This window comes from Streptomyces sp. NPDC008125, from assembly GCF_042957125.1.
Lineage (GTDB): Bacteria > Actinomycetota > Actinomycetes > Streptomycetales > Streptomycetaceae > Streptomyces.
In genome coordinates this window covers 406080-420344 of record NZ_JBIBHR010000001.1, presented here as the reverse complement: position 1 = coordinate 420344, position 14265 = coordinate 406080, and the positions used below count along the sequence as shown (strand labels likewise).

Here is a 14265-nt window from a genome sequence, read left to right as displayed (position 1 = left end):
TCTCCGGCATGGCGAACCTCCGACAGGCACAGAAGCAGATGACGCGCCGCCTCCTGCTGGAGTCCGGGCTCGAACTGTTCACCTCGAAGGGCTACGCCGCCACCACGGTCGACGACATCGCGACCGCCGCGGGCACGACCCGGGTGACCTTCTACGCCTACTTTCCCTCCCGCAGCGATCTGATGAAGGCGCTCATCGGCGAGCAGCTCAACGAGGCGCTCCAACGGGTCCGTTCCCCCGAGCACGGTTCGACGGCCCAGGACCTGGTCGCCACCGTGGCCGACGGCACGCCGGAGGCCATCGGCGCCTGGCTGCGGACCACCGCCGACAGCTGGCCCGGAATCCGGCCGATCATCCGGGTGGGCAGGGACGCCGCGGCGGTCGACCCGGAGCTGAGGGACCTGGTGGAGCGGTGGCTGGAGGAGGCCATCAGCGACATCGAGGACGGCCTGACACGGGCCGGACGCCTCGCCCCGCACCAGCGCCGCTTCCGGGGGGCGCTGGCCATGGCCGAACTGGACTACGTCGCTCAGCACTGGGGCAGCACCGACTGGAAGCTCACCCGCGAGCAGGTGCTCGACGAGCTGAGCGCCAGCTGGGTACGTCTCCTGACCTGACCTGGCGCGTACCAGGTTCCCGTCCGGTCCACGTTCTCCGTGTTTCCTGCGCCGTTTTCCCCGCGCCGTCCAGGCGGGCACCGATCGCGGGGGAGAGCCGGTCGCCGTCCGGCAGAGTTGTCATGCACCTGTTCAAACGGGCGGTGTCGATGTCTCGCGCCCCCCGTGCCGGCCCCGCTTTCCCGGCCTCCGTACGTCGACTCGGTGCTCTGATTCTCGGCGTTTAAGCAACACTCAGACCATTGTTTTTTCTAGCCGTCCATTTCATTGACGTCATGTAAAGCGAATGGTTACGGTGACGGCAGCCACAGGGTGCGGCGCTGCACCCCCACAGGACACGTGAGGCAAGCATGAGCGTGAACAGCACCATCGTGAACACCGTCCTGGGCCCGGTGCCGGCCGACGATCTGGGCGTCGTCTCGGTCCACGAGGCGCTGCTGTCGGTGCTGCCGGGAGCCGAGTACGCCTTCGACGTCACCGTCGACCGGGCCGGGATCTTCGAGACGCTCGCCGAGAAGCTGCGCGACTTCCGCGCCCACGGCGGCGGCACGGTCGTCGACAGCACCGGGATGTTCCACGGTCGCGACGTCCGGCTCTACGAGGCGCTGTCCCGCGCGACCGGGGTGCACATCGTCGCCTCGACCGGACAGGGCCCCGAGGAGCTGCTCGGGGGTTACTTCCTCACCCCGCAGACCAACCCGCCGTCCCCCTGGCCCGCCGAGAAGTTCGCCGACCTCTTCGAGCGCGAGGTCACCGAGGGCATGGTGGTCCCGCGCGTGGAACGCCGCGGTCCCGCCGGGCTGATCACCACCGCGGTCACCCGCGCGGGCATGACCGCCACCGACGAGAGCCTGTTGCGAGGCGCCGCCCGCGCCGCCCTGGCCACCGGCACGGCCCTCTCCTTCCGGTACGGCCGCGACGCCGTGACCGAACTCGATGTCGTACTGGACGAGAAGGTGCCGGCCGACCGGGTGGCCGTCGGCGGTCTGGACCGCAGGGACGCCGTTGCCGCGGGCGCACCCGCCGACGTCGTCGACCGCGGCGCACACGTCGTCCTCGACCACGTCGGTACCGAGGACGACGAGCACCTCACCGACGCCGAGCGCGCCGCCCTGGTCGCCGGACTCGTGCGCGCCGGGCACGCCGGGCGCGTCCTGCTCTCCGCCGGTGCGACCGGGGTGGCCGAGGGGCACCCCGCGAACGGCGTGGCGTACAGCCACGTGCTGACCGCCTTCGTACCGCTGCTGACGGCACAGGGCGTCGGCGAGGACGACGTGCGGCGCATCCTGCGGACCAACCCGCGCGATTTGCTCGCGGTGCGCTGAGCACGCACGCCCGCCCGAACGACCGTCAAGAACTCTTTCGAAGGTGAGTGTTGTGTCGCGAGTGAACACCGTCCTGGGCCCGATTCCAGCCGAGGAGCTGGGCTTCGTGGCGATCCACGAGCACATCGGCTACGGCATGCCCGGCTCCGAGCTGGACACGCGATGGTGGAAGACGCCCGAGGAGCGGTACCAGGAGACCGTCCCGAAACTCCGCCGCTTCCACGAGCTGGGCGGCGGCACCTTCGTCGACGCGACCGGCATCTGCAACGGCCGTGACACCGACTACTACCGGTCGCTGTCGGCGAAGACCGGCGTCCACATCGTCGCCTGCACGGGCTTCGTCGGCGGCGACACCGCCCTGCCGCACTTCGCCCGCGCCGACGTCGACTACCTGCTGCGGCAGTTCGTCCACGAGATCACCGTCGGCATCGGCGGCACCGGCGCTCTCGCCGGAGTCATCAAGGTCGGCGTGAGCCGGGGCGGACGCATGACCGACCTGGACAAGCGCATCTACCGCGCCGCCGCCCGCGCCGCGCTCGCCACCGGCGTACCCGTCCTGACCCACCTCGCGATCGACGCCGAGAACGCGATCGCCATCTTCGACGAGGAGGGCCTGCCCCTGGACCGGGTCCTGTTCGGGCACGTCGACGACGGGGTGAACGCCGACAAGACCCGTGACGTCTGGATCGCCGACCAGGGTGGGCGCATCGGCTTCGACACCTTCGGCTACGAGACCGAGCTGCCCGACCCGCCGTTCTGGGCCCGCCCCCGCAAGGAGCGGCTGGACCACTTCCTGCGGTTCACCGACGGAGGCCGCCGACTGAAGCAGGTCCTCGCCTCCGCCGACGCCAACTGCAGCCCGCTCGGCTGGCCCGGCGTCGAGGGGCACACCGTGAACTACCTCTTCGAAGACCTCGTCCCCGACCTCCGTGAGGCAGGTCTCGACGAGGCCGCCATAAGGACGGTCTTCGTCGAGAACCCCGCCGACTTCCTGACCATCCAGAAATAGAGAGAACCGACGATGCAACTCTCAGACATCAAGAACCTCAGGATCGCCGTGGTCGGGGCGGGGTACGGCGGCGCCGCGGCGGCCAAGGCGCTCAGCCTGCTCGGCGCCCGCGTCGACGTCTACGAACAGGCGAGCCGGATCGGCGAGGTCGGCGCGGGCATCGGCCTGCGTCCCGCGACCATGAACCGCTTCCGCGCGTGGGGAATCTTCGACACGATCGCCGAGGTGAGCTCGCCGAGCGACTACTTCGAGATCCTCACCGCCACCGGCGACCCGATCATGAAGGAAGCCTGGCCGGCCGCGGGCGAGCAGACCCGTACCCATCTGATCCACCGCGGTGACTTCATCGACGCCCTCCTGGGCGTGCTCCCCGACGGTATGGTGCACCTCGGCCACCGACTGGAGTCCGTCCGGGACGAGGGGGACCGCTCCCTCCTCACCTTCGCGGGAGGCAGGACCGTCGAGGCGGACCTGGTCGTGGGCGCCGACGGCATCAAGTCGGTCGTCCGCCACCGACTGTTCGGCGGGAAAGGCCCCGTCTTCTCCGGCGAGCACGCCTACCGGACGGTGATCTCCGTCGACGACGCCCAGGGCATGGTCGTCGACGACAACCTCCGTATGTACATCGGCCGCGGTACCAAGATCTACCTGCTGCCGCTGCGCCACCGGGGCCAGGTGTCGTTCGACGCCACCGCCCTGAATCCCGACGGCACCTGGGCGCCGAGGGTCGCCAAGGACGACCTTCTCGCGACCGTCGCGGGCTTCGACGAGCGTCTGGTCGACATCGCGCGCGGCCTCGACATGGACGCCGTGAACGTCCGGGCCGTCTACGACATCGACCCCGTCGACACCTGGCACTCGGATTCGGTCGTCCTGGTGGGCGACGCCGCTCACTCGATGCTCCACCACCAGGGCCAGGGCGCGAACTCGGCCATCGAGGACGGCGGGGCGCTCGCCGACGCCCTGCTGCGGGCGGATTCCCCGAAGGAGGCGCTGGCCCTGTACCAGGCAACCCGCAAACCGGTCACCGACGAACTGCAGCGCATCTCGCGCCAGGGCTGGACCGAGGAAGAGATCAGCGACGTCTTCCCCGGCCAGAAGCCCACCGCAGAAGCCCCGAAGGAGTGACGGCCGTGCCCCTGCACCCCGAGATCGCCCGCATCCTCGCCTCCCTCCCCGCCCCGCCCGACGGGCCGCTCGACCCGGTCGCGATGCGCCTCGCGGAGGAGTCGCAGGTGCCACCCGTCGAGGGCCGCACGCCGCTGTACGCGGTGGACGACGTCATGGCGAAGACGTCCGCCGGCGGGATACCGGTGCGCGTGTACACCCCGGACGAGGCCGGTACCCACGGGCTGCTGGTCTACTTCCACGGCGGCGCGTTCTTTCTCGGCAGCCTGGAGACCCACGACCACGTGGCCCGCTCGCTGGCGAAGGAGACGGGGCTCAGGGTCGTCTCCGTCGACTACCGCCGCGCGCCCGAGGCGCCTTTCCCGGCCGGACTCGACGACTGCTACGCCGTGACCCGCTGGGCCGCCGAGCAGTACGGGGACGGGACGACTCTGGCCGTTGCCGGTGACAGCTCCGGAGGCACCTACGCCGCCGCGGTCGCGGCCAGGGCGCACGACGACGGCTTCGACCGGATCACCCACCAGATCCTCTACTACCCGTCGCTGGACCTGGACTTCGACGAGGACCGGTACCCCTCGCTGCGGGAGAACGCGGTCGGCTACGGCATCGAGACGGCCGGGCTGAGGCCGTTCAACGCCTTCTACCTCGACAGCGGCGCCGACCCGGCCGATCCGCTGGTCTCCCCGGTCAAGCGGAGCGACCTGAGCGGGCTGCCCCCGGCCCTCGTCGTCACTGCCGAGTTCGACCCTCTGCGCGACGAGGGCGAACTCTACGGCCGCCGTCTGCGGGAGGCCGGTGTACCGGCGACGGTGAGCCGGTACGCGGGCGCGGGTCACGGGTTCGTCCAGCACTTCTTCTGGCTTCCCGAGTATTACCGGGTCTTCACCGAGACCCGCGCGTTCCTCGACGGCCACTGAACCGCCCGCCGCCACCCACACGTTCGGAAGGAGGACCATGACCCACGACGTCACCGTCCACCCTCTGGTCTCGCCCTGGGGACGCTTCGGTCTGTACAGCTTCTACATCGACGCTCCCGAACCGGCGATCGTCGACACCGGGATCGCCGGCTCGCCCGCCGAGGGCATGGCCCCCGCGCTGGAGGCGCTCGGCCGCCGTATCGAGGACGTGCGCTGGATCTTCCTGACGCACGGCCACATCGACCACGTGGGCGGCGCGCACGCCCTGTGGGAGCTCACCGGCCGCCGCGCCCGGGTAGTGATCCACGAGGCCGACGCGCCGCTGCTCCGCTCCCGGCGGGCGCACGTGGACGAGTACCTCGCGGGACGCGGAAGGTACCTGGACGACCCCGGGGGAGAAGGGAAGGTGACGGCTGCCACGCAGGCCGTCATCTCCGGGGAGATGGAGCCGTCCCTGCTGGTCAGAGGCGGCGAGACGCTCTCCCTCGGTGGCGACGTCACTGTGTCGGTGCACGCTCTTCCGGGCCACACCCCCGGGTCGGTCGCCTATGTCGTGGACGGGCAGCGCTCGGTGTTCACCGGCGATGCCGTCCAGGTGCACGGGGCCGCCAACGGCTTCCCCGGCTACACAGACCCGGCCGCCTACCGCGCCAGCCTCGAACGCCTGCGGGACGAGGTCCGGCCCCGCCGCCTCTACCTCGGGCACCCCTATCGCCGCGCCGACGGCACCCCGTACGGCGTCGAGCTCGACGAGGCGCAGGCGCGGGAGGCCATCGACCAGAGCCTCGCCGTGGAGCGACGCGTCACCGACGCGGCCTGCGGCTGCCCGGCGGCCGGCCCGGAGCATTCCGACTCTCCCTACGCCCCGTTCGCCCGCGTGGCCGAGGAACTCGGCTACACCGGCGACCCCACGCTCGAACCGTCGCCGTTCTTCACCTCGATGCACGGCTACCGCACGCGCAGCCGCCATACGCAGCACAGGAGTTGACACCCATGAACGACTTCCGCACGATTCAGGCCGGCCGGCAGTCGATCGCCGTCCGCAAGGATCTCCGGGTGCCGATGCGCGACGGCGTCACGCTGGCGGCCGACACCTACAGTGCGGTGGGCGACACGCCGCGCCCTGCCCTGGTGGCGCTCAGCCCGTACGGCAAGGAGCTCCAGGCCCTCGCCCTCACCACGCCTCCGCAGCGCCGCCCCAGCCCGATGTGGGACGGCTGCATCGAGGCGGGCGACATCGGGCGCGTCGTCGAGGAGGGCTACGTTCACGTCATCGGCGACCTGCGCGGCTCGGGTGCTTCGGAGGGCGAGCACATCGGCAACTACAACGCCGGAGGCGTCCCGCTCGGGCAGGACGCGTACGACTTCGTCGAATGGGTCGCGGCCCAGCCGTGGTGCGACGGCAACGTCGGCATGATCGGCATCTCCTACTTCGGGACGATGCAGGTCCTGGCGGCGGCGGAGCGCCCGCCGAGCCTCAAGGCGATCTTCGTCAGCGGCGGCCACTTCGACTTCTACGAGACGACGTACCACGGCGGCGTCATGTGGTTCATGCCGCGCGCCGCCCGTGAGGGCCGTGGCGGCGACTCCGGCTGGGCGTTCACCGACGGCGTCAAGTCCCGCATGCTGGAGGCGTTCTCCTCCGAGGAGATACGCGAGAAGGTCGCAGAGCGGCTTCGGGACCCGGACGTGGCCGCCTGGCCCAACCTGGTCCATGCGCTCAACTACCCGAAGAACCACGAGGCGTGGTTCGACATCGTGATGAACGAGGTGGACGGCGACTGGTACGAGGAGCGCAACCCCATCACTCTTGCCCCGCGCGTGGACATCCCGGTCTGGCTCCAGATCGACCAGGGCCGGGGCTGGACGATGGACGGCACCATCGAGCTGTACCAGGCGCTGAAGGGTCCGAAGAAGCTCGACATCGGCCCCTACCCCCCGATGCAGTCGCGCCCCTTCGTCGAGGAGCACGACAAGATGTTCCGCTGGTACGAGTACTGGCTCAAGGGCATCGACAACGGGGTCATGGACGAGCCGGCCGTCAGTGTCCACGTCGAGGGCTCCCGGCAGATCGTCACCGGGACGCAATGGCCGCCGAAGCAGGTCGAGCACCGGTCGCTGTACTTCCGCCCGCGCCGGAAACTCGCCTACGAGCCCGAGCCGATGGGCGCCGAGCACGCGGCCCCCGACGGCTTCTACCAGGCGCCGCTCACGGTGACCGACCAGGTGGAGATCCTCAGCTGGAGCACCGCCCCCTTCACCGGGCCCACCGAGCTGATGGGCCAGGGCGCGGCGCACCTCTTCGTCGAGATCGACCAGCCCGACACCAACTTCATCCTGCGCATGTGGGACGAGGCGCCGGGAGGCGCACGGCAACTCGTCACCTCCGCCTACCTCAAGGCATCGCACCGCGAACTCGACGAAGAACGCACCACCGACGGCGACCCGCACCACCCGCACACCCGCGCGGTGCCCGTCGAACCGGGGAAGATCGAGGAGTACGTGCTGCGGGTCTACCCGTTCGCGGCCGTGTTCCTGCCCGGCCACCGGCTCGTCGTAGAACTCTCCAACGACGAGCCGCTCGCCGACGAGCACAACGCGCTGCTGCCGCCTGACGCCTTCCACCTGCCGGTGGGCCGGCCGGTCACCCACAAGATCTACCGCGACGCCGCACACCCCTCCCGGCTGGTCCTGCCGTTCACCACGGCGGCCGTCCCCGGAGCGGCGCGGCAGGAGCGCGGGACACGGAACACCTGACAGGGGCGCGCGGTGCGGCGCGCGCCCCGACACGACGGCCGGTGCCACCCCGAACGGGGGCACCGGCCGCCGTCGTGTTCGCGTACACCGGCGACGCCCGCGTCCCCCGGCGGGTAATCGGTCGCTTTCGTCCGGAGTCCAGGGAATCCTCACCAGACACCCAGGACCCCGCGTTGATGCAAACGATACGGTGACTGCGTCGGTGGTCGCGGGAATACGGTGGAGCGGCCTGCCCGGATGGACTTGGGGGAATTCGTGACGTTCGAGCAAGAATGGGCCGAGATACGTGCGGCGGCGGCCCAGCGGACCGCCATGCAGATCGACAGCATTCCGGCCGACGGTGGCAGTGGAGGCGGTGGCAGCGGCGACCTGGTGGTCAATGACGACGAGCTCGGCGCCATCGGCAACGAGGCTTTCGGGCTGCGGAACCGGCTGACGAAGGAGGGCAACATCGCCCGTGATTCGACGGCCGAGGCGGCGACGGCGCTGACCAGCGGGAACTTCACGTGCGGTGCCGCCGTGCTGAAGGTGCACGACGCCTGGCAGAACCACCTGAAGACGCTGCTGGATTCCTGTGCGCAGATCTCGAACCACCTCGATTACACCAAGGCCCAGCACGCCAAGGACGAGGCGAGGATCGACGGGGATCTGACGAAGATATCCGTGCTCACGGAATACATGAACTAGGGCTCGGGGGAGCACGCACATGCTGAAGTACGAGGACATAGTCGACGCCCCGGTGGCGAAGCTGAAGGCCGCCGCCGACGACTGGTCGGAGATGGCGGGAAAGCTGGACAAGCTCGCCGCCGACGCCACCAGCGGGATGAAGGCCAAGGCGGACGGGGCGTCCTGGGAGGGCGTCAACGCGGGGGTCACCAAGGAGTTCATCGGCAAGACGGCGAAGGAGTTCTCGGACGCCGCGGCCGAGGCCAAGGGCGTGAAGGCGGTCCTCGAAGACGGCTGCGCGGCCATCAAGAAGGCCAAGGACGAGCTGGTCGCCATCCGGGACCACGACGGTCCGGCGGCGGGCGTCAAGGTGGACGGCAGCGGCAAGGTCGCGGCGAAGAACCCGCTGTCCGAGAGCAACGCGGCCCGGCACGACCCCGACTACCCCGACCTGCTGAGGCAGGAGAGGGAGAACATCGCGTCGTGGCAGAAGAAGATCGACCTCATCGTCGACAACTGCAACGACGACGACCTCGCCTTCAAGAACTCCCTCGACGCCAACTTCGGTGACCGCAAGGACTTCAGTGCCCCGAAGTACACGAAGCTGGACCAGGAGGAGGCGGACCGCGCCGCCGCCCTGGCCGCCAAGGGCCGGGACATCACGCACACCGAGCTCCAGCAGCTCAACGAGCTTCTGAAGGACAACAGTTCGTCGGTGGAGTTCTCCAAGGACTTCTACCAGAAGCTCGGCCCCGAGAAGTCGCTGGCGTTCTTCGGCCAGCTCTCCACGGACACGTACGAGTACGGCAAGGTCGACCCGGAGCGCCTCAAGGACGTCCAGGAGCTCCAGAAGAACCTCGGCCTCAACCTGGCCACCGCCTCGCACGACAAGGAGTTCACCGACAAGTGGGGCCCGGAGCTCCGCAAGTTGGGTACCGAGCGCATTCCGCTGGCCAAGAACGACTACAACGGGCCGTTCGGATACCAGCTGCTCGGCGGCATCATGCGGTACGGGAACTACGACGCGAAGTTCCTCAACCCGATCGCCGAACACGTGGCGCAGCTGCACCAGAAGGACCCGTACATGTTCGCCGACAACAAGGTGGTGAACAGCCCGTTCAAGAACCCGTTCAACCCCTCCGGTGAGAACGGGGCGGGGTACGACCCGGTCTCCGCCATGCTGGAGGCGCTCGGCAACAGCCCCGACGCGGCGAAGCACTTCTTCGCGGACGACCCGACGGCCTACAACGAGGACGGCACGGTCAACACCGGCGCCAAGGCCAACCTCGGCAAGGGCATCGACAACTACCTCGACTTCTTCGGCAACGAGAAGTGGGAGTCCTTCCCCGACGTCAACTCGCTGGACGACAAGGAGCTCAAGGCGTCGCTCGACCAGATGCCCGACGCTCTCGGCCACGCCCTGGAGGCGGCGACGCTCGGCTACCCCGACGGGCAGCCGGACGGCAGCGTGGTGCGGGACGAGGACAACGTCAAGGTCATGCAGGACGTCATGGAGAAGTACGGCGCGGACCCGAAGCTCCTCAAGAACAACGGGGCGATGTCCGACAGCCTGGGCACCATGGGCGCCGGCTACATCGACGACATCAACTGGGCGTTGGACAAGAACAGTCCGGACTCCCCGTTCGCCCCGGGGGATGGCAAGGGCGCGCACCTCACCTTTGCGGACAGCTTGAGCGACGACGAGGGACGGAGCACCACCCGGAAGTTCCTCAGCACTCTGGGCCAGCACCCGGACGCGTACGCGACGGTGTCGACGGCGGAGCAGGTCTACACCCGCAGCGTGCTGGAGGGCCAGGTGGCCCCGGACGGGACGATCGACAAGGGCGCCGCCCGGGCGACCGTGCACGTGGGTGCCGAGCTGCAGGGCATGCTCGACCAGTCCCGGGCCGACCAGGTGGAGGCGACGAACCTCAAGACCCACGAGGAGTACGAGAAGGCGGTCGCCAAGCGTTCGGGCTGGGTCGAGTTCGGGGCCGCGGCGGGCGTCGCGGCAGGCGTCGCCTTCCTGCCCGCCACCGCAGCCGTCGGTGCGGCGGCGGTGCTCATCCCGCTGGCGACCGACACCGCCAGTGGTGCCGTCGAGCAGGTCATGGGCCAGATGGTCGGCGACTTCTCCGACAACTCGGTGGACGCGAACGCGGACAAGCTGGACGACCTCACCCGGGAGGAGAAGACCAAGATCTACTCCGGTGGTGAAAGCATGGCCGAGTCCCCGATGGAGGAGTTCATGCGGAACAACGGCATCGCCACCGACAGCGAGTTCGGTCAGGACCTGAAGGAATCGATGCGGATCGGTTACGGGGTCGGCAACGACCGGGAGAACCAGCAGGGCAACGACCCCGAGACCGACTGATGTCGGTGGACGGCCGAGTACACAGAAGGATGCGGATAGTGATCAGTCGTAGGTCAGCACGCGGAGGGCTCCTCGCGGTGGCCATGGCCGGCCCGTTGTTTCTCGGGGCCACCGGCTGTGGCGGAGACGAGGACCCGGCTGCGAAAGCGGCCGACAAGGCGGTTGCGGGGACGGAACTCTGCGGCGGCAACGCCATGTCCGCCGACGCGGCCAAGGCGCTGAAGGTGATCACGGGGGAGTCGCGGCTGGAGGCCTCGGCGAAGGAGTACTCGATCGCGAAGGCCGGGAGCGCACTGCGGGAGAAGTTCATCGCCGAGGGTGCCGGAACGGGGGACATCTGCCGTGTCTTCACACCCGTCGGTACGCCCGAGATCCAGCTCAGGATCACCTGGAATCTGGAACACGGCGCCCCATCGGGCGACATGGGGCCGGAATACACCGAGTTGAAGATGGGCGAGTCGGCCTGGACCACGCCCGACAAGGCGCTCATCGAGTTCGCGTGCCGGAGCGACAAGCTCGCCGGATCGAACCCGGCCCACATCTCGGTCGAAGTGGAGCGCTGGGGGATGCCCAAGGACATCGATGACGAGAGCGGGGCGTTGAAGGACGCCTACGCGACCGTGACCCACTCCGTCTCCGTGGCCATGGCCAAGGAGCTGGGTTGCGCGGAGAACGGCGGGCTCCCCGCGCAGGTCGTGCTGTAGCGGGGGCAGCCGGAAACGAGCGCGATCGAAGGCGGCCCTTCCTGCCCGCAGGAGGGGCCGCCTGTTGTCTGCGCACGCGGCGCCCCGCGAGGACGTGCGGTCCGGCCCGGGGCGCGGGGCTCAGCGCTGGGCGGCGTAGGTGACGAAGTCGCGCCATGCGGTGGGGGAGAGAGCGAGCTCGGGGCTGCGCTGGTCCTTGGAGTCACGGACGTGGATCGCCTGCGTTCCCTTGGCCACCTCGACGCAGGCGTCACCATCGGAACCGCTGTAGCTGCTCTTGAACCAAGCTCGTTCGTCGATGCTGCTCATAGCGCTCCTCGCAGTTGCTTCAGCAGGTCCCTGGAGTCCTCGGAGTTGAGGGCCTGTGAGCGCAGTTTGGCATACCGCTGGAGGGTGATGCTGACCTCCTTCGGGTCTGAGATCAGCATGCCGCCACGCTGTCCCTCCGCATAGCCGAACCATTTGTTGGCGTGCGACTCCAGCAGCATCAGCGGGCCGTCGAAGCCCGCATGATCCGGCTGGTAACGCGGCATGATCTGCAACTCGACGTTGAACTGGGCCGAATGTTCCAAGAGGCTGTCGAGCAGCTCCCGCATCACGTCAGGGCCTCCGGTACCCCTCTCGACAAGCGCCTGTTCGATGATGAAGCTGAATGCGATGGGCGGCCTGCGCTTGAACAGGTGCTGGCGCTCCAACCGGGCCATGACCTGCTTGGCCACTTGTTCCTCGTCCTTCACCGGCGGCACGCTTTCTGTGACCGCCCGCGCGTACCGCTCGGTCTGGAGCAGTCCGGGAATCACACGGCACTCGTAGGTCCACAGGGTCACCGCTTGAGCCTCCAGCCGCGCCCACTGCCGGAACCAACTCGCCAGACCCGCTTGCCGCGACAGATGCGGTACGGCTCTCCGCAACGCACCCGTGTTCCCGAACACCGGCTCCGCGCCCTCCACGAAGTCGGCGTCCGGCATCCGGCGGCCCTGCTCGATCGAGGCGACCGTGTGTTTGGAGAACCCCACCCGGTCGGCGAACTCCTCGCGGGTGAGGCCGCTGTGCTCCCGCAGGGCCTGGACGAACGCGCCGAACGTACGCAGGCTGTCCGACGCCCCCGGATCGGCACCCGAGCCCACACCTCCCGCCGCCGTCCCCGCAGCGCCGTCGTCCGTGTTCTCGTAGGCCACCCTTGGCCACCTTTCGCGCGCACCCGCCCCGCCGTACCGCTTCTGACTGTGCTGTACCTCCACGCGCGACCGCCACCGAGCGTGTGCGTGGGGCGTCACAGCGTACGTGGGGCGAGGGTGGCGAATCCTGCGGTTCGCCCGAAGTGGGAGGCCGACATGGTGCGCCCCGCTGCCCCCTCAGGTCCTGGAACTCGGGCCCCGGAGCTCGGGGTTCGCGGCCTGAGCTTCGAGCGTCGCCGTCCGGTCTGTCACTCGTACGGGGGGTTGGCAAGAGGCTGCGGGCCGACGCTTGAGCTTCGGGATTCGGGGGTCGGGGCGCGAGATCCGGGATTCGAGCGGTGTTGTACATCCGGGAGGTAGGCAGGGGTTTTTGGGAACCCTCCCTACCTCCCCTCCCCGTCGCGGCCAGCAAGTATGAATCATCGTGAGCGAGTTGCGGCGGAGAGTCACGCCTGCTTACGGTGCGGTGCCCCCAACGAAACGATCCCGACGCGGTGTAACAGCACCGGGCCGGGGTCTCACCAAAGATCGACAACCAAGAAGGACGATCTCGTGGCTATTTAGCACCTTAGCTGTTGTGAGTCATGACGTTGTTGACGCCTGCGAGGGGGGCGCGGAGAGAGGGTGGTGCCGGTCGGTGCTGGTTATCTCTCTTCGGTCCTCGTCCTGGGGCGCGAGGGGAGTATGCCGGGGGAGGCGGTGTAGCTGCCGAGGAAGAGCAGGGCCTCCTCGGCAGGACTTCCGGGCGGGGCCGTGTAGATCACGAGGAGGTGGTGTGCGGCGCCGGGGACCTGGAAGGTCTCGTAGTTGAGGGTTATGTCTCCGGCGGCGGGGTGCCGGAAGCGCTTTGGTCCGTGGGTCTTCTCGTGCACATGGTGGCTGGCCCACAGCTTGCGGAAAGTTTCGCTGCCCAGGGCCAGTTCGCCGATGAGGCGCACGAGTTGCGGGTCGTGCGGTCGGCGTCCGGCTGCCATGCGCAGCATGCCGACGGTGGTACGCGCGGCCTCGTCCCAGTCGAGGTGGATCTCGGGGGCGTCCGGGTCCAGGAAGACGCGCCGGGCCATGTTCCGCTCGTCTGCCGGTAGGTTGGGAAAGTCGGCGATCAGCGCGGCTGCGAGGTGGTTCCAGGCCAGGACGTCGTTGCGGTCGTTCATGATGACGGCAGGGGCCGTGGGGATGGACTCGACGACCTGCCGCAGGGCAGAACGCAGCACGTCGCCCCGTCCGGTGATCGTTGTCGTCGCGCCGGCACGGCGGGGTGGTCGGGCCAGGTCGTACAGGTGGGCGCGTTCGGCGGGGCCGAGCATCAGTGCCCTGCCGAGTGCGTCGAGGACCTCGTCGGAGGGGTGATCGGCGCGCCCCTGTTCCAGGCGTACGTAGTAGTCGGTGCTGAGTCCGACGAGTTCTGCGACCTCTTCGCGGCGTAGCCCGGGCACGCGGCGGCGGCTGGTTGCCGGCAGGCCCACGTCTGCGGGTGTCACCAGGGCTCGTCGGACCCGAAGGTAGTCGCCGAGACTGTTGACGATCTTGCTCGTGCTGGCCATGCGCTCCAGTATGCGGGTGTGGCCGAAGGGTGCGGCGGCCAAAGGG

General features: G+C 69.0%; 13 protein-coding genes. 10 read left to right on the top strand and 3 right to left on the bottom strand.

Annotated features, from left to right (window positions below; all coding sequences use genetic code 11):
* Positions 1-8: 8 nt before the first annotated feature.
* The 10 genes from ACFZAX_RS01755 to ACFZAX_RS01710 all read left to right on the top strand — a co-directional run bounded on the left by ACFZAX_RS01755 (position 9) and on the right by ACFZAX_RS01710 (position 11497).
* Complete coding sequence (locus ACFZAX_RS01755; protein WP_390958036.1) at positions 9-617, top strand: TetR family transcriptional regulator; 609 nt, start codon at positions 9-11, stop codon at positions 615-617.
* 350 nt (positions 618-967) lie between these two features.
* Positions 968-1942 carry a phosphotriesterase gene (locus tag ACFZAX_RS01750; RefSeq protein WP_390958034.1) on the top strand — a complete coding sequence of 325 codons (975 nt, stop codon included), beginning with the start codon at positions 968-970 and terminating at the stop codon, positions 1940-1942.
* Between the two features lie 52 nt (positions 1943-1994).
* A complete protein-coding gene (locus ACFZAX_RS01745) occupies positions 1995-2951 on the top strand; it encodes a phosphotriesterase (protein WP_390958032.1) in 957 nt (318 codons plus the stop codon).
* A 12-nt stretch (positions 2952-2963) separates the two neighbouring features.
* Positions 2964-4079, top strand: a complete 1116-nt coding sequence (locus ACFZAX_RS01740; protein ID WP_390958030.1) for an FAD-dependent monooxygenase — start codon at positions 2964-2966, stop codon at positions 4077-4079.
* A 5-nt stretch (positions 4080-4084) separates the two neighbouring features.
* Entirely contained in the window at positions 4085-4996 is a 912-nt protein-coding gene (locus ACFZAX_RS01735) for an alpha/beta hydrolase fold domain-containing protein (protein WP_390958028.1), read from the top strand.
* 37 nt (positions 4997-5033) lie between these two features.
* Entirely contained in the window at positions 5034-5984 is a 951-nt protein-coding gene (locus ACFZAX_RS01730; RefSeq protein ID WP_390958026.1) for an MBL fold metallo-hydrolase, read from the top strand.
* Between the two features lie 5 nt (positions 5985-5989).
* Positions 5990-7753 carry a CocE/NonD family hydrolase gene (locus tag ACFZAX_RS01725; protein ID WP_390958024.1) on the top strand — a complete coding sequence of 588 codons (1764 nt, stop codon included), beginning with the start codon at positions 5990-5992 and terminating at the stop codon, positions 7751-7753.
* 255 nt (positions 7754-8008) lie between these two features.
* Positions 8009-8440 (top strand): hypothetical protein, encoded by a 432-nt coding sequence (locus tag ACFZAX_RS01720; protein WP_390958023.1) that lies wholly within the window; start codon positions 8009-8011, stop codon positions 8438-8440.
* 19 nt (positions 8441-8459) lie between these two features.
* A complete protein-coding gene (locus ACFZAX_RS01715; protein ID WP_390958021.1) occupies positions 8460-10793 on the top strand; it encodes a hypothetical protein in 2334 nt (777 codons plus the stop codon).
* Positions 10794-10822: 29 nt separating this feature from the next.
* Positions 10823-11497, top strand: a complete 675-nt coding sequence (locus ACFZAX_RS01710) for a hypothetical protein (protein ID WP_390958019.1) — start codon at positions 10823-10825, stop codon at positions 11495-11497.
* Between the two features lie 120 nt (positions 11498-11617).
* Here ACFZAX_RS01710 and ACFZAX_RS01705 read toward each other — a convergent pair whose 3' ends face one another.
* The 3 genes from ACFZAX_RS01705 to ACFZAX_RS01695 form a co-directional block, all read right to left on the bottom strand.
* Positions 11618-11806 carry a DUF397 domain-containing protein gene (locus ACFZAX_RS01705; protein ID WP_390958017.1) on the bottom strand — a complete coding sequence of 63 codons (189 nt, stop codon included), beginning with the start codon at positions 11804-11806 and terminating at the stop codon, positions 11618-11620.
* Positions 11803-12675, bottom strand: a complete 873-nt coding sequence (locus tag ACFZAX_RS01700) for a Scr1 family TA system antitoxin-like transcriptional regulator (protein ID WP_390958015.1) — start codon at positions 12673-12675, stop codon at positions 11803-11805. Before ACFZAX_RS01700 ends, ACFZAX_RS01705 begins: the two co-directional genes overlap by 4 nt.
* 644 nt (positions 12676-13319) lie before the next feature.
* On the bottom strand, positions 13320-14219 hold the full coding sequence (locus tag ACFZAX_RS01695) for a helix-turn-helix domain-containing protein (RefSeq protein WP_390958013.1): 900 nt from the start codon (positions 14217-14219) through the stop codon (positions 13320-13322).
* Positions 14220-14265 lie beyond the last annotated feature (46 nt).

Excerpts from the sequence above, each read along its gene's own strand:
- ACFZAX_RS01755 (WP_390958036.1), top strand. The coding sequence starts at position 9 with ATGGCGAACCTCCGACAGGCACAGAAGCAGATGACGCGCCGCCTCCTG.
- ACFZAX_RS01750 (WP_390958034.1), top strand. The coding sequence starts at position 968 with ATGAGCGTGAACAGCACCATCGTGAACACCGTCCTGGGCCCGGTGCCG.
- ACFZAX_RS01740 (WP_390958030.1), top strand. The coding sequence starts at position 2,964 with ATGCAACTCTCAGACATCAAGAACCTCAGGATCGCCGTGGTCGGGGCG.
- ACFZAX_RS01730 (WP_390958026.1), top strand. The coding sequence starts at position 5,034 with ATGACCCACGACGTCACCGTCCACCCTCTGGTCTCGCCCTGGGGACGC.
- ACFZAX_RS01725 (WP_390958024.1), top strand. The coding sequence starts at position 5,990 with ATGAACGACTTCCGCACGATTCAGGCCGGCCGGCAGTCGATCGCCGTC.
- ACFZAX_RS01715 (WP_390958021.1), top strand. The coding sequence starts at position 8,460 with ATGCTGAAGTACGAGGACATAGTCGACGCCCCGGTGGCGAAGCTGAAG.
- ACFZAX_RS01710 (WP_390958019.1), top strand. The coding sequence starts at position 10,823 with ATGCGGATAGTGATCAGTCGTAGGTCAGCACGCGGAGGGCTCCTCGCG.
- ACFZAX_RS01705 (WP_390958017.1), bottom strand. The coding sequence starts at position 11,806 with ATGAGCAGCATCGACGAACGAGCTTGGTTCAAGAGCAGCTACAGCGGT.
- ACFZAX_RS01695 (WP_390958013.1), bottom strand. The coding sequence starts at position 14,219 with ATGGCCAGCACGAGCAAGATCGTCAACAGTCTCGGCGACTACCTTCGG.